This window comes from Sabulicella flocculans (genome assembly GCF_045449635.1).
Lineage (GTDB): Bacteria > Pseudomonadota > Alphaproteobacteria > Acetobacterales > Acetobacteraceae > Roseococcus.
Genome location: NZ_JBJJBR010000022.1, coordinates 22,227 through 42,377, shown reverse-complemented (window position 1 = coordinate 42,377; position 20,151 = coordinate 22,227). Strand labels below are relative to the sequence as shown.

Sequence of the window (20,151 nt, the reverse complement as noted above, 5' to 3'; positions counted from 1 at the left end):
ACTCCGCCTCCATGCCCATCGGCCTCCGCATCCTGCCGCGCGAACGCGCGGTTCCCGCCGACACGGTGGCGCGCTTCCGCGCCCTGCCGGTGGCCAACATCAGCGACTGCATGGCGCGCCTCACCGCCGGCGGGCCGCGGCTGCGGCCGATGCACCAGGGCGGCGCGATGGCCGGCCCGGCGCTGACGGTGAGGACGCGGCCGGGCGACAACCTGCTGGTCCACAAGGCCATCGCCCTGGCGCAGCCGGGCGACGTCATCGTGGTGGATGCCGGCGGCGACCTGTCCAACGCCATCATCGGCGAGCTGATGCTGGCGCAGATGGTGCGCAAGGGCCTGGCCGGCATCGTCATCCACGGCGCCATCCGCGACAGCGGCGCCATCGCCCGGCAGCCCTTCCCGGTCTACGCGGCAGGGGTGACGCATCGCGGCCCCTACAAGGACGGCCCGGGCGAGATCAACGTCGCCGTCGCGCTGGACGGCATGGTCATCGCGCCCGGCGACCTGATGGTGGGCGACGAGGACGGGCTGCTCTGCGTGCCCTTCGACGCGACGGAGGCGGTGCTGGCCGCCACCGAGGCCAAGCAGGCGGCCGAGGCGAAGCAGATGGCCGCCATCGCCGCCGGCACCCACGCCGCCCCCTGGGTGGACGAGACGCTGCGCCGCCTGGGCTGCGAGGGGCTGTGATGCGCACCGTCCTGGTCACCGCCGCCTTCCTGGCGCCGGAGGCGGTGGCGCTGCTGGAGGGGGCGGGCCTCGCCGTCGCCTGCACCTCCGCCTATCCCGACGAGGCGGAGCTGCTGCGCGGCATCGCCGCCCACCGCCCGGTGGCCCTGCTGCACCGCCAGGGCCTCGTCACCGCCGCGGTGATGGACGCCGCCCTGCCGGAGCTGCGGGTGGTGGCGCGGCACGGCGCCGGGGTGGACGGCATCGACCTCGCCGCCGCCGCCGCGCGCGGCCTGGCGGTGACGCGCGCCGCCGGCGCCAACAGCCGCTCGGTGGCGGAGCACGCGATGGCGCTGATGCTGGCGCTGCTGAAGGACCTGCCGGCCATCGCGCGCGGCATGGCGGACGACCGGTGGGAGAAGACCTCGCGCATGACGCGCGACGTCGAGGGGCTGACCCTGGGGCTGGTGGGGCACGGCGCCATCGGCGCCAGGGTGGCGCGCCTGGGCGCCGCCTTCGGCATGCGCGTGCTGGCGCACGACCCCCTGCTGCCGCCCGGCCCGCTGGACGGCCCGGCGCAGCGGGTGGCGACGCTGGACTCCCTGCTGCCCCAGGCGGAGGTGCTGTCGCTGCACTGCCCGCTGGACGCCACGACGCGCGGCCTGCTCGGCGCGCGGGAGCTGGCGCTGCTGCCGGCCGGCGCGGTGCTGGTGCACACGGCGCGCGGCGGCGTCGCCGACGAGGACGCGCTGCTGGCGGCGCTGGATTCCGGCCACCTGGCCGGCGCCGGGCTGGACGTCTTCGCCACCGAGCCGCTGCCGCCCGGCCACCGGCTGCGCACGCACCCGCGCGTGCTGGCCACGCCGCACATCGCCGCCAACACGCCGCGCGGCGCGGTGGGCATGTCCACCGGCGCGGCGGAAAGCATCGTCGCCGTGCTGGCGGGGCGGGAGCCGGCGCTGCCCGGCGCCGTCGTGCTCCGCGCCGCGGCGTGAAGGAGGAAACGCCATGATCCACCGCCGCCGCCTGCTGGCCGCCCCCGCCGCCCTGCTGGCCGCGCCTGCCCTGGCGCAGGCCCCCGCCTGGCCCGCCGGACGCCCCATCGAGATCGTCGTCGGCTTCGCGCCCGGCGGCGGCACCGACGTGATGGTGCGCGCCCTGGCCCCCTTCCTGCAGGCCGAGCTGCCGGGGGCGAACTTCGTCGTCTCCAACCGCCCGGGCGCGGGGGGCGAGACCGCCTACGTGGCGCTGCAATCGGCGCGTCCGGACGGCTTCACTATCGGCACCATCAACACGCCGGGCTATCTGTCGCTCGGCGTGCAGCGGCGCGTGCGCTACGACGTGGCGCAGATCCGCCTGCTGGCGCGGCTGGTGGACGACCCTTCCGCCTTCGTGGTCCACCGCGAGGCGCCGTGGCGCAACCTGCGCGAGCTGGTGGAGGATGCGCGCCGCCGGCCCGGGCGCATCAGCGTCGCCTCCTCCGGCGTGGGCACCGACGACCACCTGGGGCTTACCCTGCTGGAGGCGGCCGCGGGCGCCGAGTTCATCCACGTGCCCTTCGCCGGGGCGGGTCCGGTGCGCAACGCCCTGCTGGGCCGGCAGATCGACGTGGCCGGGCTGAACCTGGGCGAGCTGGGCACGCTGGGCCAGGAGAGCCCGCCCCTGCGCGCCCTGGCCGCCATGGGCGAGCGCCGCTGGGAGGCGATGCCCGACATCCCCACCTTCCGCGAGGAAGGCTTCGACGTGGTGATGACCAGCGAGCGCGGCCTGGGCCTGCCGCGCGCCGTGCCGGAGGAGATCGCCGCCCGCCTGGAATCCGCCATCCTGCGCGCCCTCGCCACCCCCGGCTGGGCCGAGAAGGCCCGCCAGCTGGAGCTGCCGGTGGCGGTGCTGCCCGGCGCGGCGTGGGAGGCGCTGCTGCCGGCGCAGCTGGCGCGCTACCGCGCCATCTGGGAGCGCACGCCCTGGCAGTAGGGCGGGGCGTCAGCCCGCCAGGGCGTGCTGCTCGCGCACCGCGTGGAACTTCAGCGAGGGGAACTCCTCCTCCGCCCGGCGGCGGCGCCAGTCGGAGGCGAACAGCGCCACCAGCGCGCCGTCATGGTCCTCGGCGCAATCGGCGCGGTGCTGGGTGCGGAAGCGCTCGATGGCGGCGCGGTCCTCGCCCTCCACCCAGCGCAGCACGTCCCAGTGGACGTTCTCGAAGCCCACGGGGACGCCGTATTCCGCCTTGATGCGGCTGGCCAGCACGTCCACCTGCAGCAGCCCCACCACCCCCACCACGGGGGGTGAGCCGTCCAGCGGGCGGAACAGCTGCACCACGCCCTCGTCGGCCAGTTCCTCCAGCGCCTTCTTCAGCTTCTTGGCCAGCATGGGGTCGTCCAGCCGGGGGCGGCGCAGGTGCTCGGGCGCGAAGCTCGGCACGCCGCGGAAGTTGATGGGCTCGCCTTCCGTCAGCGTGTCGCCGATGCGCAGCGTGCCGTGGTTGGCGATGCCCACCACGTCGCCCGGCCAGGCTTCCTCGGCCACCTGGCGGTCCTTGGCGAAGAAGAACAGCGGGGCGTTCACCGGCACCTGCTTGCCGGTGCGCACCTGGGCCAGCCGCATCCCCTTCTCCAGCCGGCCGGAGCAGATGCGCAGGAAGGCCACGCGGTCGCGGTGGTTGGGGTCCATGTTGGCCTGCACTTTGAACACGAAGCCGGTCAGCCTGTCCTCGCCGGGCTCGACGGTGCGGGCATCGGCGGCGCGGGCGCCGGGCGGCGGGGCCATGGCGGCCAGCCCTTCCAGCAGGTGCTCCACCCCGAAGTCGCGCAGGGCGGAGCCGAAGAACACCGGCGTCAGCGTGCCCTCGCGGAAGGCGTCGAGGTCGAATTCCGGGTAGCCCGCCTGGGCCAGCTCCACCTGCTCGCGCAGGGTGGCGGCCTCGGCCGGCACCTCGGCCTCGATGCGCGGGTCGTCCAGCCCGTCCAAGGGGATGCGCACGTCCCCGCCCTCGCGCAGCAGGCGCAGGCTGGGCTCGCGCAGGTCCAGCACGCCGCGGAACTCGCGCCCGCCGCCGATCGGCCAGGCGGCGGGGGTGACGTCCAGCGCAAGGGTCTTCTCGATCTCGTCCAGCAGGTCGAGCGGGTCGCGCCCCTGGCGGTCCATCTTGTTGATGAAGGTGACGATGGGGATGTCGCGCAGGCGGCACACCTCGAACAGCTTGCGGGTCTGGCTCTCGATGCCCTTGGCGGCGTCCAGCACCATCACCGCGGCGTCCACCGCCGACAGCGTGCGGTAGGTGTCCTCGGAGAAGTCCTCGTGGCCCGGCGTGTCCAGCAGGTTGAACACCAGCCCGCCGCGCTCGAAGGTCATCACGGAGGTGGCGACGGAGATGCCGCGCTCCTGCTCGATCTTCATCCAGTCGGAGCGGGTGCGCCGGCCCTCGCCCTTGGCGCGCACCTGCCCGGCGAGCTGGATGGCGCCGCCCTTCAGCAGCAGCTTCTCCGTCAGGGTGGTCTTGCCGGCGTCGGGGTGGGCGATGATGGCGAAGGTGCGGCGGCGGGCGGCCTCGGCGGCGGGGCTGGTCATGGCCAGCCTCCTAGAGCACGATCCGCTTTGATGAAATCGTCAAAGCGGTGAATCGTCCTCTCCGGGAAGGCTGAATCATGATCCGCGTTCGCGGATCATGATTCAGGCGCTGGCGGGGCCGGGGTCCAGTTCGGCGCGGCCGCCGCCGGCTTCCAGCCGCGCGAAGGCCGCCTCCAGGTCCCGCACCGCGTCGGGTTCCGTCAGGCCGTCGCGGCCGGCGGCCAGGGCCAGGGCGGCGTGGCGGTGCAAGGCCGCGCGGCGCGCCGGGTCGCGCTCCACCGCCAGCACGGCCTCCAGCACCTCCATCAGCCGGATCAGCACGGCGGCGCTGCCGCGGCCGTTCTGCCGGATCATGTGCAGCATGGCGTCGAGCAGCCCGTCATGGTCCACCGCGCGGCGGAACAGCACGGCGCGCCCCTGCCGCCACTGCACCGGGCTGCGCAGCGGGCGGTTGGCCAGGCGGCACAGCGCGTCGCCGAAGCGGTCCAGCACGGCGATGGCGGTGAAGGGGTCGTTGATGCCCGGCGACAGCGCCCGCACCGCGATCTCGGCCAGCTGGCGCACGGCGAATTCGGGGTCCTGCGCGGCGGCGCGGCGGTCGCCCAGGGTCATGGCGGCCTCCAGCCGCGGGGTGGCCGCGGCGGCGGCCTCGGGCGGCAGCACCTCGGCCACCGGCACGCCGGGGAACAGGTGGTCGCCGGGGCGGGCGCGCAGCACCAGCGTGGCGCCCGCCTCCGCCGCCCAGTCGGCCAGCGCCTCCTCGTCCAGCGCGCGCAGGTAGCCGCCGCCGGGGATGCAGGCCGGTGCGCCGCCGCGCGGGGCGGGCGGCGGGTCGGGGGAGGGCTCCTGCGCCACCATGCGCTCCACCGTGTCGCGCAGCTCGGCGTGCACCAGGCCGATGACCGTCTCCACGTTGATGCCGGCGGCGACGTGGTGGACGAACCACACCAGCGTGCCGACGCAGAGCAGCGCCAGCGCGATGGCGCCGGTGACCGCCAGGTGCGGCACGAAGGCGCCCTCATCGGTGGCGCGCACGGTCCGCAGCACCAGCAGGGCGTAGACGAAGGTGCCCAGGAAGATGCCCAGCGCCACCTGGTTGCCGCCGTCGCGCACGAAGTTGCGCAGCAGCCGGGGCCCCATCTGCCCCGAGGCGAGGGACAGCGCGGCGACGGTGATGGAGAAGGTGGTGCCCGCCACCCCGATGGTGGAGCTGGCGATGGCGCCCAGCATGGAGCGCGCCCCGGCCTCGCCGCCCTGGAAGATCCAGCCGCCCGGCAGGCTGGCGCCGGTCCAGCCCGCGGCCTCGGCGGCGATGGCGAATTGCGAGAGCACCAGCGCGGCGGCCACCAGCAGCGCCGGGCGCAGCCAGAAGGCGTCGCCCAGCGCTTCCAGCCGCTCGCGCAGGGTGGCCCTCACCGCTCGGCCGCCCGGTCCTCGCGCGCCGCGGCGAAGCGGGAGCGCGGGACCTCGCGGCCGGCGGCGGGCCAGCCCTCGCGCTGGCGGCTCCGGTCGCCGTCCGTCTCCTCCGTCTGGTCGTGGAACAGCACCTGCGAGGTGGGGTAGGGCATGTCCACCCCGGCCTCGGTCAGCGCGGTCTTCACCGCCTCGATGGCGCCGTCCAGCGCGTCCACCGCGTCGCGCCGCCGCGGCGGGTCGATCCAGAAGCGCGCCACCATGTCCACCCCGGCGGCGCCCAGCCCGGTCACCAGCGCCTCCGGCGGCGGGTCGGGCAGCACGCCATGGGCGCGGGACAGGGCGGCGGTGATGGTGCGCCGCGCCAGCGCCACCTCGTCGCCATTGCCGATGGTGACGGGGAATTGCAGGCGCCGCTTCTCGTAGGCGGTGATGACCTCGATCTGGCTGGTGAACAGCGAGGCGTTGGGGATCAGGATGCGCCGGTTGTCGTAGGTGCGCAGCACGGTGGCGCGCACCCAGACATCCTCCACCGTGCCTTCCACCTCGCCCTGGCGGATCTGGTCGCCGATGCGGAAGGGGCGGGTGAGCAGGATCAGGATGCCGGCCAGCAGGTTCTGCAGCACGTCGCGGAAGGCGAAGCCGATGGCCACGCCGCCGATGCCCAGCAGGTTGAACAGGTCTGCCGCCGAGACCGACGGGAACACCACCGAGGCCGCGACCAGGAAGGCCAGCAGCACCGCCACCCCGCCGGCGATGCGCCCCAGCACGCCGGCGACCTCCGCCGAGGCCTGGCGCAGCGCCACCGCGCGGCGCACCCCTGCGCGCACCCCGCGCGCCAGCAGCAGGCCGAGGCCGAACACCACCAGCCCCACCGCCAGCCCGGGCAGGATGGCCAGCGCCGCCGAGAGCAGTTCCCCCAGCCGGTTCGTCGCCTCAGCGAACATGCCCGGCCCGCCCCGTGTGCCTTGCCGCCATGGTCCACCTCCTCATGCTGCCGGCAGGGGGGCAACGGGCCGGCGGCGCGGGGGTTGACCGGGGGCGGCGCGCAGGGAGGGACGGGCGATGCTGTTCGACGGCTGGTGGGGGCTGCTGCGGGTGCTGGTGGTGGGCGGGCTGGCCTATGTGGCGCTGGTGGCGCTGCTGCGCGTCACCGGCAAGCGCACCCTGGCGAAGATGAGCGCCTTCGACCTGGTGGTGACGGTGGCGCTGGGCTCCACCCTCGCCACCGTGCTGCTGAGCGGCGACGTGGCGCTGGCGGAGGGGCTGGCGGGCTTCGTGTTGCTGGCCCTGCTGCAGATGGCCATCGCCTGGGGCTGCGTGCGCTCCGCGCGGCTGCGGCAACTGGTGAAGTCCGAGCCCTGCCTGCTGCTGCGCGAGGGCCAGTTCCTGCACGCGGCGATGCGGCAGGAGCGCGTGACGGAGGACGAAGTGCGCGCCGCCCTGCGCGGCGCCGGCCTGTCGCGGCTGGAGGATGCGGCGGCCGTGGTGCTGGAAACCGATGGCAGCTTCTCGGTGCTGCGCGCCCCGGCCGGGGGCGGGCGTTCGACGCTGGAGGGCGTCAGGGGGGCGTGAGGGCGGCCAGCCGGGCGCGCACCCGGGCGGACGTGGGGATCGGCGCCACCGCGCCGTAGCCTTCGGTGGACAGCGCGGCGGCGAGGTTGGCGTAGCGCGCGGCGGCCTGCAGGTCATCGCCGGCCGACAGGCGCGCCAGCAGGGCGCCGGCGAAGCAATCACCCGCCCCGGTGGCGTCCTTCGCCGCCACCGCGATGCCGGGGATGCGCCAGGAGCGTTCCCGCGTCGCGGCGATGGCGCCTTCCGCGCCCAGCTTCAGCACCACCATCGGCGCCAGCGCGAGGTAGAAGCGCAGGATGGCCTCGGGGTCGTCCAGCCCGGTCAGCGCCGTGGCGTCCTCGAAGGAGGGCAGGGCGAGGTCGCTCATGCCGATGGCGGCGTGCATGGTGGCCGCCGCCCGCGCGGCGGGCCACAGGCGCAGGCGCAGGTTGGTGTCGAAGCTCACCTTGCAGCCGGCGGCGCGGGCCAGCGCGATGGCGCGGAACACCGCATCCGCCGCGCTGGCGCTGATGGCCATGGAGATGCCCGAGACGTGCAGCCAGGACGCGCCGGCGCAGAGGTCGTCGGGGATGTCGGCGGGCGTCATCCGCGCCGCGGCGCTGCCGGTGCGGTAGAAGGTGAAGTGGTGGCCGCGCCCGTCATGGGTGACGAAGTAGATGCCGGTGAAGGCCGAGGCGTCGGTGCGGACGTGGCGCGCATCCACGCCCTCCCTCTCCCACAGCGCGCGGAAGGCGGCGCCGGCGGCATCGTCGCCCAGCGCGGTGACGTAGCCGGCGCGCGCGCCCTGGCGGGCGGCGGCGATGGCGGCGTTGGAGGTGTCGCCGCCATGGCCTTCCAGGTAGAGCACGCGCCCCTCGGCGTCGGGCGGAAGCTGGTTGAACTCCAGCATCGGCTCGCCCATGAACAGCAGCATGGGGCTAGATTCGCCCATACTTCGCCAGGCCCTGGCGCAGCGACTTCGCCTCCACGATCAGCTTGGCCTGCTCGGCCTCGCGCGCGTCGATCTCCTGCGCCAGGCGCAGCACCTCCTCCGCCGCGTCGGGCGGGACGACGCAGACGCCGTCGATGTCGCCCACGATGAGGTCGCCCGGATGCACCAGCAGCCCGCCGACCATGACCGGCACCTGCGCCGCGATGGTGGCGGTGCGCCCCAGCGTGGTGCCGGGCGAGACGGTGCGCGCGAAGACCGGCAGGTCGTAGTCGCGGCGGATCTCGGGGATGTCGCGCACGCCGGCATCCAGCACGGCGCCGGCATGGCCGTTGGCGAAGGCGCCGGCCGTCATCAGCCCGCCCCACACCGCCACGTCCACGTCGCCGTGCATGCCGATGCAGATCACCGAGCCGGCAGGGGATTCGTCGATCAGGTCCAGCGCCTTGGCGGGCGGCAGGAACTCGCGCGTCGGCGCGTGCAGCACGGTGGCGGCGGGGCCGACCATGCGCTTGTCGTTGATGCGGTTCTTGATCTCGTGTGCCATGTAGCCGCGCCGCCCGGTGGCCTTGTCCAGGGCGTCGGCGATGGAGGCGATGGCGGCGGTGCGGAAGCCTTCGATGATGCGGGGGTCCATGGGTGTCCTCAGGCGGTGATGGCCAGCGCCTCGCGGGCGGCGGCCTGGATGGTGGCGCGGTCGTTGCCGGCCAGGGCGTGCGGGTCGGCCAGCTTGCCGCCGATGCCGACGAAGGCGGCGCCGGCGCGCAGGTAGAGGGCGGCGTTGCCGGGCTCGACGCCGCCGGTCGGGCAGAAGGGCACGCCGGGGAAGACGGCGCCCAGGGCCTTGAGGTGCGCGGGGCCGCCGGCGGTGCTGGCGGGGAACAGCTTCACCACCCCGGCGCCGGCGCGCTGGGCGGCGCGCACCTCGGTGGGCGTCATCGCGCCCAGCATGCACAGCGTGTCCATCTCCCGGCAGCATTGCGCCACCTCGGGGTCCACCCAGGGCGTCACCAGGAAGCGGGCGCCGGCGTGGATGGCGGCCTGGGCGTGCCAGGCATCGGGCACCGTGCCCATGCCGAAGCGCAGCGCCGGGTCGCGCGCCAGCTCGCCCAGCAGCTCCAGCGCGCCGGGGGTGGTCATGGTCAGCTCGAAGGTGCGGAAGCCCTCGGCGGCCAGCCATTCGACGGCCAGGCGCGACTGCGCGGCGGTGGCGGTGCGGATGACGGGAAGGATGCGCGCGGCGCGCAGCGCCTCGATCACGGGTTCACCCGGTGCAGCGGCGCCTCGCCGCGCAGCACGCGCGCGACCTCCTGGGCCGACATGGATTGCAGGTCGCGGATGCTGTCCTCCGAATACCAGGCGGCGTGGTCGGTGAGGATGGCGGTGTCCAGGGCGCGCAGGGGGTGGTCCATCGGCGGCGGCTCGCGCTCGAACACGTCCAGCGCGGCGCCGCCGATGCGGCCTTCGCGCAGGGCGGCCGCCAGCGCGGCCTCGTCCACCAGGGCGCCGCGGGCGGTGTTCACCAGGATGGCGTGCGGGCGCATGGCGGCGAGGAAGGCGGCGTTGACGATGTGCCGCGTGGCCGGCAGCAGCGGCGCGTGCAGGGAGATGGCGTCGGCCTCGCGCGCCACGGCCATGGCGTCGGCCAGTTCGCAGCCCTCGGGCGGCGCCGCCAGGCCGGGGTCGTGGACCAGGATGCGCGCCCAGCCGAAGGGCCTCGCCTTGCGGAGAAAGGCCGCGCCGATGCGCCCCAGCCCGATCAGGCCCAGGGTGCGGCCGCGGATGCGGAACTGCGGCGGGGTGCGCGGCACGCCCCATTGCCCCCCATCCAGCCGCGCGCGGGCGGCGGGCAGGCGGCGCCACAGCGCCAGCAGCAGCGCCATGGCGTGGTCCGACACCTCCTCCGTGCCGTAGTCGGGCGTGTTGCACACGGCGATGCCCCGCGCCCGCGCGGCGTCCAGCGCGATGTTGTCCACCCCCACCCCGGCGCGGGCGATGACGCGCAGCAGCGGCGCCTGGGCGATGGCCGCCGCCGTCACTGGGCTCTCGCGGACGATGGCGGCGGTGGCGTCGCGCAGGGCCTCGGCCACCCGCGCCGCGTCGCCGCGGCAGGGGCGCAGTTCGACCGCCACGCCGAGAGGCGACAGGATCGCCCGCTCGGTTTCGTAGCTGCCGTAGCCATCATCGAGGATGGCGCAGATCATCACCCTTGCGCCGCGCGCGTCGCGGCCAGCAGCTTCTCCACCCAGTCGCGGCCGATGTCGCGCTCGGCCTCCAGCCATTGGCGCACGGCGGGCTGGGCGATGCGGCGGAAGGCGTCCACCTGCGGGGCGCTCAGGCGCTGCACCGTCATGCCGCGCTCGCGAAGGATGGTCTCGGCATTGGCGTCCTGCGCGGTGGTCATGCCGCGATGGATCACCTTGGCGATCTCCGTGGCCTGGAGGACGGCGGCGCGCTCCTCGTTGCCCAGGCGGGCGAAGAAGCGCTCGCTCATCAGGTAGGCGTGCAGCGAATAGACGTGGCCGTTCAGCGTGATGTGGCGCTGGTGCTGGAACAGGGAGCCGGCGAGGATGTTGGTGACGCCGTTCTCCTGCCCGTCCACCGTGCCCTGGGCCAGCGCGGCCGGCAGCTCGCCCCAGTCAATCGCGGAGGCCGAGGCGCCCAGGCTCTCGATCAGGCGCACGAAGACCGGCGAGGGCTGCACGCGGATCTTCAGCCCGCGCATGTCCTCGGGCGTCACGATGGGGCGGCGGTTGTTGGTGATGTGGCGCACGCCGTTGTCGGCATGGGCCAGCAGGCGGATGCTGGCGCGGCGCTGCATGTCGGCCGCCATCTCGGCGCCGAAGGGGCCGTCCAGCACCTTCCAGGCGATGGCCTGGTTCTCCCACAGGAAGGGCATGGAGAAGACCTGGTAGGGGGCATAGGTGCCGGCGATGCCGCCGTCATGCACCACCGCCATCTCCAGGCTGCCCAGGCGCAGCTGCTCCATCACCTGCGGCGCAGGGCCGAGCTGGCCGGCGGGGAAGATCTCCACCCGCAGGCGGTTGTTGGTCAGCCCCTCCACCGTGCTCTTGAAGGCCAGCGCGGCGGCATGCTTGGGCTGGTCCAGCCGGCCGGGCTGGAAATGCGTGTAGCGGATGGTGCGCGCCGCCTGCGCCGAGGCGACGGCGGGCGCGGCGAGGGCGGCGGCGGCGCCCATCAGCAGGAGGTGACGGCGGTTCATCTGGGACGTTCCTTTCTTCACTTGCTGTAGCCCAGGAGGTTGGGCAGCCAGGTGGACAGCGCCGGCACAAAGGTGAGCAGCAGCAGCACCGCCACCTGCGCGCCGAGGAAGGGCCAGAGCTCGCGCACGATGGCGCCCATGCGCTCGCGCGAGACGACCTGGGTGACGAAGAGCAGCCCGCCCACCGGCGGCGTGATCATCCCCAGGGTGAGGTTCACGATGACGATGATGGCGAAGTGCAGCGGGTCCACCCCCATGGAGCCGGCCAGCGGCGCCAGGATGGGCACCAGGATCATCACGCCGGGCAGCGGCTCGATGAAGATGCCGAACAGCAGCAGGAACAGGTTCACCACCAGCAGGAACAGGATGACGGACAGCCCCAGCGAGCCGATCCATTCCCCCACCGCCTGCGGCACCTGCAGCACCGTCAGCACGTAGCCGAAGATGTTGCTCATCGCGATGATGAGCATGACGGAGGCCGTCATCACCGCCGTGCGCGTCAGGATGGCCGGGATGTGGCCGGGCCTGAGCGTGCGGTAGACGAGCATGCCCACCAGCGCGGCGTAGAACACCGCGACCGCGCTGGCCTCGGTGGGCGTGAAGGCGCCGCCGTGGATGCCGCCGATGATCAGCACGGGCAGGAACAGCGCGGGGGCGGCCTGCACCGCCAGCCTGAGGAACTCGCGCGGCGCCGGGCGGGCGTCCACGCCGCGGTAGCCGCGGCGGACGCTGATGACGTGGTTCACCGCCAGCAGCGCGGCCGAGATCAGCAGGCCGGGCACGATGCCGGCCAGGAACAGGCCGTTGATGGTCACGCTGTTGTCCGTCAGCGCGTAGACCACCATGATGATGGAGGGCGGGATGATCGGCCCGACGATGGCGGTGGCCGCGGTCAGCGCCGCGCCGTAGGGGCCGGCATAGCCCGCATCCTTCATCATCCGCTGGATCACGGCGCCCGGCCCCGCGGCATCGGCCAGCGCGGAGCCGCTGATGCCGCTGAACAGCGTCAGCGTCACGATGTTGGTGTGGCCCAGCCCGCCACGCGCGCGGCCGACGCAGGCGGCGGCGAAGCGCAGCAGCACGTCGGTCAGCCGCCCGCCGGTCATCAGCTCGGCGGCCAGGATGAAGAAGGGAATGGCCAGCAAGGGGAAGCTGTCCAGGCCGGCGAAGGCCTGCTGCGGCACCAGCATCAGATCTGCCAGGTCCTCCTGCCAGATCACGAAGGCGCCGGCCATGCCCATGGTGAGCGCGATGGGCACGCCCAGCGCCATGGTGGCGAGGAAGACCAGGACCAGCGCGCTCACAGCGCCGAGCCCAGCTCGGCCGCGCGCACCCTGGCGGCGTCGTCCTTGGGGCGGAACACGTAGTCGCGCGCCACCAGCAGCAGGTGCAGCAGCATCAGGCCCATGCCGATGGGGATGGCGAGGTAGACCTGCCCCACCGGCCAGCGCATCACCGGCGTGCGCTGCATCATGGCGAATTGCGCGTAGGTCCAGCCCAGCCAGCCGACCAGGGCGATGAAGCCCGCCATCAGCAGCAGCGCCGCCAGCCGCACCGCGACGGCGAGCGGTTCGGGCAGGGCATCGGGCAGGTTTTCCACCGCGATGTGCGCGCCCTCGCGCAGCGCCAGCCCGGCGGCGAGGAAGGCGAGCCAGATCATCATGTAGCGGCTCACCTCCTCCGCCCAGGCGAAGGAGGTGCCGAAGGCGTAGCGCCCCACCACGTTGACGAAGACCAGCGTGCAGGAGGCCGCCAGCAACACCCCGCAGGCGAGGCGGTTGAGGAACAGGAAGCCGCGCAGCATCACGCCACCCGCCGCGGCCTGAGCGCCGCCTTCATCCGCCCCAGCCGCTCCTCCGCCGCCGGGGGCGAGAGCAGGGCGACGCTGACCGCCAGCGCGTCGCCCAGCGCCAGGTGCACCAGGCGCGACACCATGGGGACGTGCAGCGCCGTGTCCTCGTCCACCGCGGCCGGCAGCAGGATGTCGGCCTCGCCGGCCAGGGGGGAGGCAGGCGCCGTCAGCGCGATGATTGTAGCGCCACTACATTTTGCCAGCCGCGCCGCCTCGATCAGCTCGCGGGTGCGCCCGGTGTGGGAGATGCAGAGCACCACCGAATCGCCGTCCAGCGTGGCGGCGGCCATGGCCTGCATGTGCGGGTCGTGCCGGGCGATGACGCCGCGGCAGACGCGGAACAGCTTGTGCGCCAGGTCTTCCGCCACCGCGGCCGAGGCGCCGAAGCCCCACAGCTCCACCCGCGCGGCGCGCAGAAGGGCGACGGCGGCACGCTCCACCCCCTCGGGGTCCAGGGTGGCGCGGGCGGATTCCAGCGCGGCGGCCGCGTTCTCCAGCACCGCGCCGGCGGCCTGGGCCACCGACATGCCGCGGCTGATGCGCCGGTGCATGGAGGCCGGCGCGCCGGAGGCCAGCGCCAGCCGCAGCTCGGGCAGGGAATCGAAGCCGACGGAGCGGCAGAAGCGGATCACCGTGGGCTCGCTGACGCCGGCCTGGCGGGCGAGCTGGGCGGTGGTGGCGCGGGCGGCGGCGGAGGGGTCGGCGGCGACGGCCTCCGCCACCCGGCGCTCGGCCGGGGACAGGCTGGGCATGGCCGCCAGGAGGCGCTCCTGCATCACCGTTGGTTTCCTCCGTGGTGATGTAGTGTTACTACATCGGCGGCGCCTCCGCAAGCGCCGCCTCGATGGCGTCGCGGGCGGCGCGCAGCGGCTCCAGGCATTGCCGCAGCCCTTCGGCGGGCGTCACCGCGCGCGCCATCCAGATGGCGTTGACGCAGCCCAGCAGCCGCCCGCCCGCGCGCACCGGCAGCGCGACGGAGCCGGTGTGCGGCCAGGGCGTGCCCGTGCCTTCGCGCAGGGCGTGGCCGCGGCGGCGGATGGCGGCGAGGTCCCGCAGCAGCGCCGCGCGGTCGAACCCGCCATGGAGCAGGCCCAGCACGCCGTCGCGCTCCGCCGCCGGGGCGAAGGCCAGCCAGCAGCGGCCCAGCGAGGAATGGAGGATGGGCAGCCGGTGGCCCGCCATGCCGTGGTCGATCGAGAAGCGCGCCCGGCGGTGCGTCGTCTCGCGGATCACCATCTCGGTGCCGTGGCGCGTCGCCAGGTCGCTGGGCCAGCCGATGCGCTCCGTCAGCGCGAACAGCATCGGCGCCGCCACCTGCGTCACCCAGGCCTCGTCCTGGAAGCCGTCGCCCAGGGCGCGCACCGCCGGGCGCAGCACCCAGCGCTCGTCGGAGGGGGAGCGCGCCACGTAGCCCTCCTGGCGCAGCGTCTCCAGCAGGCGGTGCACGCTGGGGCGCGGCAGGCCGGTGGCGCGCGCCAGCGCCAGCGTGCTGGCGCCGGGCGTGCGGTTCAGCGCCGCCAGCACCGCCAGGCCACGGGACAGGGCGCGGGTGGTCTCGGGCATGTGTCCGCCTGGTGGACGTTTCCGCCGGAACCATGGACACGCCCCGCCCCGCCGCGCAAGCGTGGCGGCAAGGGAGGACATGCATGCACGACGTCGCGGTCATCGGCCTCGGCCCGGTGGGGGCCACGCTGGCGCGCCTGCTGCGGCAGGAAGGGCTGGACGTGCTGGCGCTGGAGCGCGAGGCCGCCATCTATCCCCTGCCGCGCGCCGTGCATTTCGACGCCGAGGCGATGCGCGTCTTCCAGGGCCTGGGCCTGGCGGACGCCATCCTGCCGCTCACCCACGTCTCGCCCGGGATGCGCTTCGTGGCGCCCGACGGCGCGCTGCTGCTGGACTGGCCGCGGCCGACGGGCATCGGCCCGCTGGGTTGGCACGCCTCCTACCGCTTCCACCAGCCGGAGCTGGAGGCGGTGCTGCGCGACGGCCTGGCCTGGGAGCAGGCGGAGGTCACCGGCATCGAGGAGGGCGCGGCGGGCGTGGTGCTGCACACCCCCGCCGGCCCGCGCCGGGCGCGCTTCGCCGTGGGCTGCGACGGCGCCAACAGCCCGACCCGCGCCGCCATCGGCGGCGGCACGGAGGACCTGGGCTTCGCCGAGCGCTGGCTGGTGGTGGACCTGCTGCTGTCGCGCCCCGCGCCGCACCTGCCGGACCACAGCATCCAGTTCTGCGACCCCCGCCGCCCGGCCACCTACGTGCGCGGCACCGGCGCGCGCCGCCGCTTCGAGATCCGGCTGGAGGAGGGCGAGGCGCCCACCGACCCCTGGCCGCTGCTGGCGCGCTGGCTGACCCCCGCGGACGCGGTGCTGGAGCGGCAGGCCATCTACACCTTCCGCTCGGTGGTGGCGCGGCGCTGGCGGGCGGGGCGGCTGCTGATCGCGGGCGACGCCGCGCACCTGACGCCGCCCTTCCTGGGCCAGGGCCTCTGCGCCGGCATCCGCGACGCCGCGAACCTGGCCTGGCGCCTGGGGCGCGTGCTGCGCGGCGCCGCGCCGGATGCGCTGCTGGACGCCTACGGCGCGGAGCGCGCGCCGCATGTGCGCGAGTTCATCGCCACCGCGGTGCGGCTGGGCGGGCTGATCAACACCCGCGCCATGGCGGCGGCGCTGGCCGGCGCGCCGGAGGAGGGGCCGGCGCTGATGGCCACGCCCGCGCCGCGGCTGGGCGGCTTCGCCCCGCCGCTGGGCGTGCCGGCGCCGCAGCCGGTGCTGGCCAATGGCCGGCGCCACGACGACCATGTCGGCCCCCGCTTCGCCGCCTGGCTGCATGGCGGCCGCGACGTCGCGCCGGCCGTGCTGGACGCGCTGGCGGCGCGCGGCTGCGTGCTGGTGCAGGACCCGGCGCTGGACGCCATCCTGGACGGGCACGGCGCCGCCTGCGCGCTGGTCCGGCCCGACCGCATCCTCTGCGCGCTGGGCGACGACCCGGCCGCCCTGCTCGACCACCTGTGAAGGACCTCCGATGAAGCTGCTCTCCTTCCTGCGCCCCGATGGAACCGCCGCCTGCGGGGTGGTGGTGGAGGGCGGCGTGGCCGACCTGTCGCGCCGCCTCGGCGTGCCCAGCCTGCGCGCGCTGCTGGAGGCCGGGCGGCTGGAGGAGGCGCGCGGCGTCACCCAGCCCGACCTGCCGCTGGAAGGGCTGCGCTTCCTGCCCGTCATCCCGGAGCCGTCCAAGATCGTCTGCGTCGGGCTGAACTACCGCGACCACGTGGCCGAGACCGGGCGCACGGTGACGGAGAAGCCGGCGCTGTTCGTGCGCTTCCCGGAATCCCAGGTGGGGCACGCGGAGCCGATCATCCGCCCGCGCGTGAGCGAGCGCTTCGACTACGAGGGAGAGCTGGCCGTCATCATCGGCACCGGCGGCCGGCACATCCCGCGGGCGCGCGCGCTGGCGCACGTGGCGGGGTATTCCTGCTACAACGAGGGCTCGGTGCGCGACTGGCAGCTGCACACCTCCCAGTTCCTGCCGGGCAAGAGCTTCGACCGCTCCGGTTCCTTCGGCCCCTGGATGGTGACGGCGGACGAGATCCCCGACCCCGCGGCGCTGACGCTGGAAACGCGGCTGAACGGGCAGGTGGTGCAGCACACCACCACCGACCTGATGATCACCGACGTGCCCGGCGTCATCGAATACCTGTCCACCGTGCTGCCGCTGCGGCCGGGCGACGTCATCGTCTCCGGCACGCCGGGCGGGGTGGGGGCCAAGCGCAACCCGCCGCTGTGGATGAAGCCCGGCGACGTGGCGGAGGTGGAGATCAGCGGCATCGGCGTGCTGCGCAACGTGGTGGAGGACGAGGGATGATCCAGGCGCTGGGCTACATGGTGATCGGGTCCGACCACGGGGCCGGCTGGGGCGACTTCGCGACGCGGCTGCTGGGCATGCAGCGCGTGGACCAGGGCGGCGGCCTGCAGCACTTCCGCATGGACGACCGCGCGCAACGCCTGATCGTGGCGCCCGGCGACGCGCCCGCCACCATCGGCTGGGAGGTGGCGGACGCCGCGGCGCTGGACGCGCTGGCGGCGCGGCTGGAGGCGCGCAGCACCCGCGTGCGCCGCGCCAACCCGCGCGAGCGCGCGGTGACGGACCTCATCGCCTTCGAGGACCCGCAGGGCACCCGGCTGGAAGCCTTCCACGGCGCCGAGCGCGCCCCGGCGCCCTTCGTGCCGGGCCGGCCCATCACCGGCTTCCGCACCGGCCCGCTGGGCATGGGCCACGCCGTGCTGCACGTGGCCGACGCCAAGGCGCTGCTGCCCTTCTACACCGAGGTGCTGGGCTTCCGCGTCACCGACTGGGGCGAGACGCCCTATCCGCTCTACTTCTTCCACATGAACCCGCGGCACCATTCCTTCGCCATGGTGGGCTCGGGCCGCGCCGGGCTGCATCACTTCATGGTGGAGCTTGGTGCATTGGACGACGTGGGGCAGGGGCTGGACATCGCGCGGACGGAGCAAGGCCGCCTGGCCTATGGGCTGGGTCGCCACACCAACGACCACATGACCAGCTTCTACGCGCAGACGCCGGACGACTTCTTCGTGGAATACGGCTGGGGCGCCCGCACCGTGGACCCCGCCACCTGGGTCCCGCACGAGACCTTCGACGGCCCGAGCCTGTGGGGCCACGAGCGCCACCACATGCCCGAGGACCAGCGCGCCCGGATGCGCGCCATGGCGATGGACGCGGCGGCGCGCGGCGTGCGCGCGCCCGACCCCAATCCCGGCCCGGTGCGGACCGGCTGCGCCTGGGCGGACGCCGTCATCCGCGCCGAATGAACCATATCAAGGGGAGGAACCAGGCCATGACCATCACCCGCCGCGCCGCGCTCGGCGCGCTGCTCGCGACGCCGTCGCTGGCGATCGCGCAGGAGATGCCGCGCACGATCAGCCTGGTCGTGCCCTTCTCGGCCGGCAGCGTCGTGGACATCATGGCGCGCCCCTTCGCCGATGGGCTGCGCCAGGCGCTGGGCGGCGGCACCAGCGTGGTGGTGCTGAACCGCGACGGCGGGGGCGGCAGCGTCGGCGCCCAGGCGGTGGCCAGCGCGCGGCCGGACGGCGCGACGCTGTTCTTCGGCCCCTCCGGCATGCTGACGGTGCGGCCCTTCCTGCAGGCCGGGCTGCCCTACGAGTTCGGCGCGCTGGACCCGGTGTGCCAGACCTTCGAGAACATCTTCGTGATGCTCGCCGCCGCGAACTCCCCGCTGCGCACCCTGCGCGACGTGGTGGAGGCGGCGCGCGCCCGGCCGGAGGCGCTGAACTGGGGCGACGCCGGGGTGGGCACGGTGGGCTTCCTCATCATGAAGGCGCTGGAGAGGCAGGAGGGCATCCGCATGACCCACGTGCCCTACCGCAACTCGCCGCAGCAGATGCTGGACACGGTGACCGGCGCGCTCAGCGTCTCGCTCACCACCTGGGCGACGGCGCGCGGGCAGGACGTGCGCGTGCTGGGGGTGGCGGCGGATGCGCGCCAGCCGCTCATCCCCGACGGCCCCACCTTCAAGGAGCAGGGCTTCGACGTGAGCTGGCGCGGCTTCGGCGGCATCATGGTGCCGCGCGGCACGCCCGCCGCGCTGGTGCGCCGGCTGGAAGCCGCCTGCGCCGAGGCGGTGCGCTGGCCGGGCCACGTGCAGGTGGCGGAAAGCACGGGGCAGGTGATCCCCTTCCTGGGCGCGGAGGATTTCGGCGCGCGGCTGCGGCGCGAGCACGAGGCGGCGCGGGACTTCCTCGCCGAGCTGGGGCTGCGCCCGCAATGAGGCGGCGCGCCCTGCTGGCCGGCCTGGCGCTGCCCGCCGTCGCTGCCGCGCAATCCTGGCCGGACCGGCCGGTGACGGTCGTGCTGCCCTACCAGCCCGGCGGCGCCACCGACACCATGCTGCGGGCGCTGGCCGGCGGCTTGCAGGCGCGGCTGGGGCAGCCGGTGGTGGTGGTGAACCGCGACGGCGCCGCCGGGGCGGTGGGCACGCTGTCCGTGATGCGCGCGCCGGCGGATGGCTACACCCTGGCCTTCGTGCCGGCGGTCGTGCTGTCCGTGCTGCCGGTGACGCGGCCGGAAAGCGGGCTGCGGGCCGATGGGCTGGTGCCGGTGTGCCAGGCCTTCTCCAACGCGCAGGCGGTGGTGGTGCGGCCCGACAGCCCCCTGCGCGACCTGCGCGACCTGCAACGGGCGGCGCAGGCGGCGCCGGGGCGGATCAACTACGGCTCGCTCGGCACCGCCTCCGTCCCGCACCTCGCCATGGTGGAGTGGCTGGCGGCGGCCGGCGCCGAGATGACCCACGTGCCCTATCGCGGCGACGGCCCGGTGATGACGGAGGTGCTGGCCGGGCGGCTGGAGGTGGGCGCGGTGGTGCTGGCCTCCCTGGGCGGGCGCACCGACCTGCGGGTGCTGGGCGTGTTCGACGGGCAGCGCAACCCGGGCTTCCCGGAGGTGCCGACGGCGATGGAGCAGGGCTTCGACGTGGCCCCCGCCTCCTTCGGCGGGCTGATGGCGCCGCGCGGCACGCCGGAGGAGCGCATCCGCCGCCTGGAGGCCGCCTGCCTGGAAGCCCTGGGCGACGAGGCCTACCGGCAGGCGGCGCGCCGCTCCCTGCAGCCGGAGCGCTTCTGGGACGACCGCGCCGGCTTCGCGCGGCGGCTGGAGCGCGAGGTGGCGGAGAAGGCGGCGGTGCTGCGCCGCGTCACCTTGGAATAGACAGGGCGAACACCCGCAGGCGCGAGGCCAGCGGGCGCTCGCCGCGCGCCTCGTCCTGCTCGGCCACCAGCGCGGCGAGCGAGACGCCGCGCCGCGCCGCCTCCGCCTCCAGCACCGCCCAGAACTCGGGCTCCAGCGCGATGGAGGTGGCGTGGCCCTGCAGGCTGAGGGAGCGCTTCCTCAGCAC

At 74.7% G+C, this 20,151-nt stretch carries 22 protein-coding genes; 9 read left to right on the top strand and 13 right to left on the bottom strand.

Going from position 1 to position 20,151, the window contains the following annotated elements; all coding sequences use genetic code 11:
• The first annotated feature begins 11 nt into the window (after nt 1–11).
• From ACI6QG_RS16430 to ACI6QG_RS16420, 3 genes are read left to right on the top strand one after another with little or no spacing between them, the layout of a single operon-like run.
• Nucleotides 12–686: an RraA family protein gene (locus tag ACI6QG_RS16430; RefSeq protein WP_407025668.1), complete on the top strand. Its 675-nt coding sequence runs from the start codon at nt 12–14 to the stop codon at nt 684–686.
• Nucleotides 686–1,660, top strand: a complete 975-nt coding sequence (locus tag ACI6QG_RS16425; RefSeq protein WP_407025667.1) for an NAD(P)-dependent oxidoreductase — start codon at nt 686–688, stop codon at nt 1,658–1,660. The genes ACI6QG_RS16430 and ACI6QG_RS16425 overlap by 1 nt, the downstream gene beginning before the upstream one ends.
• Before the next feature lie 13 nt (nt 1,661–1,673).
• Entirely contained in the window at nt 1,674–2,639 is a 966-nt protein-coding gene (locus tag ACI6QG_RS16420; RefSeq protein ID WP_407025666.1) for a tripartite tricarboxylate transporter substrate binding protein, read from the top strand.
• Nucleotides 2,640–2,648: 9 nt separating this feature from the next.
• Here ACI6QG_RS16420 and ACI6QG_RS16415 read toward each other — a convergent pair whose 3' ends face one another.
• The 3 genes from ACI6QG_RS16415 to ACI6QG_RS16405 all read right to left on the bottom strand — a co-directional run bounded on the left by ACI6QG_RS16415 (nt 2,649) and on the right by ACI6QG_RS16405 (nt 6,592).
• Nucleotides 2,649–4,232, bottom strand: coding sequence for a peptide chain release factor 3 (locus ACI6QG_RS16415; protein WP_407025665.1), 1,584 nt, complete (start codon nt 4,230–4,232; stop codon nt 2,649–2,651).
• A 102-nt stretch (nt 4,233–4,334) separates the two neighbouring features.
• Nucleotides 4,335–5,648, bottom strand: a complete 1,314-nt coding sequence (locus ACI6QG_RS16410; RefSeq protein ID WP_407025664.1) for a DUF2254 domain-containing protein — start codon at nt 5,646–5,648, stop codon at nt 4,335–4,337.
• The gene (locus tag ACI6QG_RS16405) at nt 5,645–6,592 is read right to left on the bottom strand and encodes a mechanosensitive ion channel family protein (RefSeq protein ID WP_407025663.1); all 948 of its coding nucleotides are present in this window, start codon (nt 6,590–6,592) and stop codon (nt 5,645–5,647) included. The genes ACI6QG_RS16410 and ACI6QG_RS16405 overlap by 4 nt, the downstream gene beginning before the upstream one ends.
• A 118-nt stretch (nt 6,593–6,710) precedes the next feature.
• Between ACI6QG_RS16405 and ACI6QG_RS16400 the strand changes: the two genes are divergently transcribed.
• Complete coding sequence (locus ACI6QG_RS16400) at nt 6,711–7,220, top strand: DUF421 domain-containing protein (RefSeq protein ID WP_407025662.1); 510 nt, start codon at nt 6,711–6,713, stop codon at nt 7,218–7,220.
• Here ACI6QG_RS16400 and ACI6QG_RS16395 read toward each other — a convergent pair.
• Genes ACI6QG_RS16395 through ACI6QG_RS16355 form a run of 9 tightly spaced genes read right to left on the bottom strand, consistent with a single transcriptional unit; the run spans nt 7,207 to nt 14,786 of the window.
• Nucleotides 7,207–8,133, bottom strand: coding sequence for a sugar kinase (locus ACI6QG_RS16395; RefSeq protein WP_407025661.1), 927 nt, complete (start codon nt 8,131–8,133; stop codon nt 7,207–7,209). The genes ACI6QG_RS16400 and ACI6QG_RS16395 overlap by 14 nt on opposite strands.
• Nucleotides 8,134–8,137: 4 nt before the next feature.
• The gene (locus ACI6QG_RS16390; protein WP_407025660.1) at nt 8,138–8,785 is read right to left on the bottom strand and encodes an RraA family protein; all 648 of its coding nucleotides are present in this window, start codon (nt 8,783–8,785) and stop codon (nt 8,138–8,140) included.
• A gap of 8 nt (nt 8,786–8,793) precedes the next feature.
• On the bottom strand, nt 8,794–9,408 hold the full coding sequence (locus tag ACI6QG_RS16385; protein ID WP_407025659.1) for a bifunctional 4-hydroxy-2-oxoglutarate aldolase/2-dehydro-3-deoxy-phosphogluconate aldolase: 615 nt from the start codon (nt 9,406–9,408) through the stop codon (nt 8,794–8,796).
• A complete protein-coding gene (locus ACI6QG_RS16380) occupies nt 9,405–10,352 on the bottom strand; it encodes a C-terminal binding protein (RefSeq protein ID WP_407025658.1) in 948 nt (315 codons plus the stop codon). Before ACI6QG_RS16380 ends, ACI6QG_RS16385 begins: the two co-directional genes overlap by 4 nt.
• The gene (locus tag ACI6QG_RS16375; RefSeq protein ID WP_407025657.1) at nt 10,352–11,371 is read right to left on the bottom strand and encodes a DctP family TRAP transporter solute-binding subunit; all 1,020 of its coding nucleotides are present in this window, start codon (nt 11,369–11,371) and stop codon (nt 10,352–10,354) included. Before ACI6QG_RS16375 ends, ACI6QG_RS16380 begins: the two co-directional genes overlap by 1 nt.
• A gap of 17 nt (nt 11,372–11,388) precedes the next feature.
• Nucleotides 11,389–12,675 (bottom strand): TRAP transporter large permease, encoded by a 1,287-nt coding sequence (locus ACI6QG_RS16370; RefSeq protein ID WP_407025656.1) that lies wholly within the window; start codon nt 12,673–12,675, stop codon nt 11,389–11,391.
• Complete coding sequence (locus tag ACI6QG_RS16365; RefSeq protein ID WP_407025655.1) at nt 12,672–13,175, bottom strand: TRAP transporter small permease; 504 nt, start codon at nt 13,173–13,175, stop codon at nt 12,672–12,674. Before ACI6QG_RS16365 ends, ACI6QG_RS16370 begins: the two co-directional genes overlap by 4 nt.
• Complete coding sequence (locus ACI6QG_RS16360; protein ID WP_407025654.1) at nt 13,175–13,999, bottom strand: MurR/RpiR family transcriptional regulator; 825 nt, start codon at nt 13,997–13,999, stop codon at nt 13,175–13,177. The genes ACI6QG_RS16365 and ACI6QG_RS16360 overlap by 1 nt, the downstream gene beginning before the upstream one ends.
• 34 nt (nt 14,000–14,033) lie before the next feature.
• Nucleotides 14,034–14,786 (bottom strand): helix-turn-helix domain-containing protein, encoded by a 753-nt coding sequence (locus ACI6QG_RS16355; protein ID WP_407025653.1) that lies wholly within the window; start codon nt 14,784–14,786, stop codon nt 14,034–14,036.
• Between the two features lie 83 nt (nt 14,787–14,869).
• Here ACI6QG_RS16355 and ACI6QG_RS16350 point away from each other — a divergent pair, with 83 nt between their 5' ends.
• The 5 genes from ACI6QG_RS16350 to ACI6QG_RS16330 are packed head-to-tail and all read left to right on the top strand — an operon-like array spanning nt 14,870 to nt 19,964.
• Nucleotides 14,870–16,234 carry a bifunctional 3-(3-hydroxy-phenyl)propionate/3-hydroxycinnamic acid hydroxylase gene (locus ACI6QG_RS16350; protein ID WP_407025652.1) on the top strand — a complete coding sequence of 455 codons (1,365 nt, stop codon included), beginning with the start codon at nt 14,870–14,872 and terminating at the stop codon, nt 16,232–16,234.
• A gap of 10 nt (nt 16,235–16,244) precedes the next feature.
• Nucleotides 16,245–17,084 carry a fumarylacetoacetate hydrolase family protein gene (locus ACI6QG_RS16345; RefSeq protein WP_407025651.1) on the top strand — a complete coding sequence of 280 codons (840 nt, stop codon included), beginning with the start codon at nt 16,245–16,247 and terminating at the stop codon, nt 17,082–17,084.
• On the top strand, nt 17,081–18,052 hold the full coding sequence (locus tag ACI6QG_RS16340; protein WP_407025650.1) for a VOC family protein: 972 nt from the start codon (nt 17,081–17,083) through the stop codon (nt 18,050–18,052). The genes ACI6QG_RS16345 and ACI6QG_RS16340 overlap by 4 nt, the downstream gene beginning before the upstream one ends.
• Before the next feature lie 26 nt (nt 18,053–18,078).
• Nucleotides 18,079–19,029 carry a Bug family tripartite tricarboxylate transporter substrate binding protein gene (locus ACI6QG_RS16335; RefSeq protein WP_407025649.1) on the top strand — a complete coding sequence of 317 codons (951 nt, stop codon included), beginning with the start codon at nt 18,079–18,081 and terminating at the stop codon, nt 19,027–19,029.
• Nucleotides 19,026–19,964, top strand: coding sequence for a tripartite tricarboxylate transporter substrate binding protein (locus ACI6QG_RS16330; RefSeq protein WP_407025648.1), 939 nt, complete (start codon nt 19,026–19,028; stop codon nt 19,962–19,964). Before ACI6QG_RS16335 ends, ACI6QG_RS16330 begins: the two co-directional genes overlap by 4 nt.
• Here the strand turns inward: ACI6QG_RS16330 and ACI6QG_RS16325 are convergent.
• Nucleotides 19,951–20,151 carry a ribbon-helix-helix domain-containing protein gene (locus tag ACI6QG_RS16325; protein ID WP_407025647.1) on the bottom strand — a complete coding sequence of 67 codons (201 nt, stop codon included), beginning with the start codon at nt 20,149–20,151 and terminating at the stop codon, nt 19,951–19,953. The two genes, ACI6QG_RS16330 and ACI6QG_RS16325, sit on opposite strands and share 14 nt — an antisense overlap.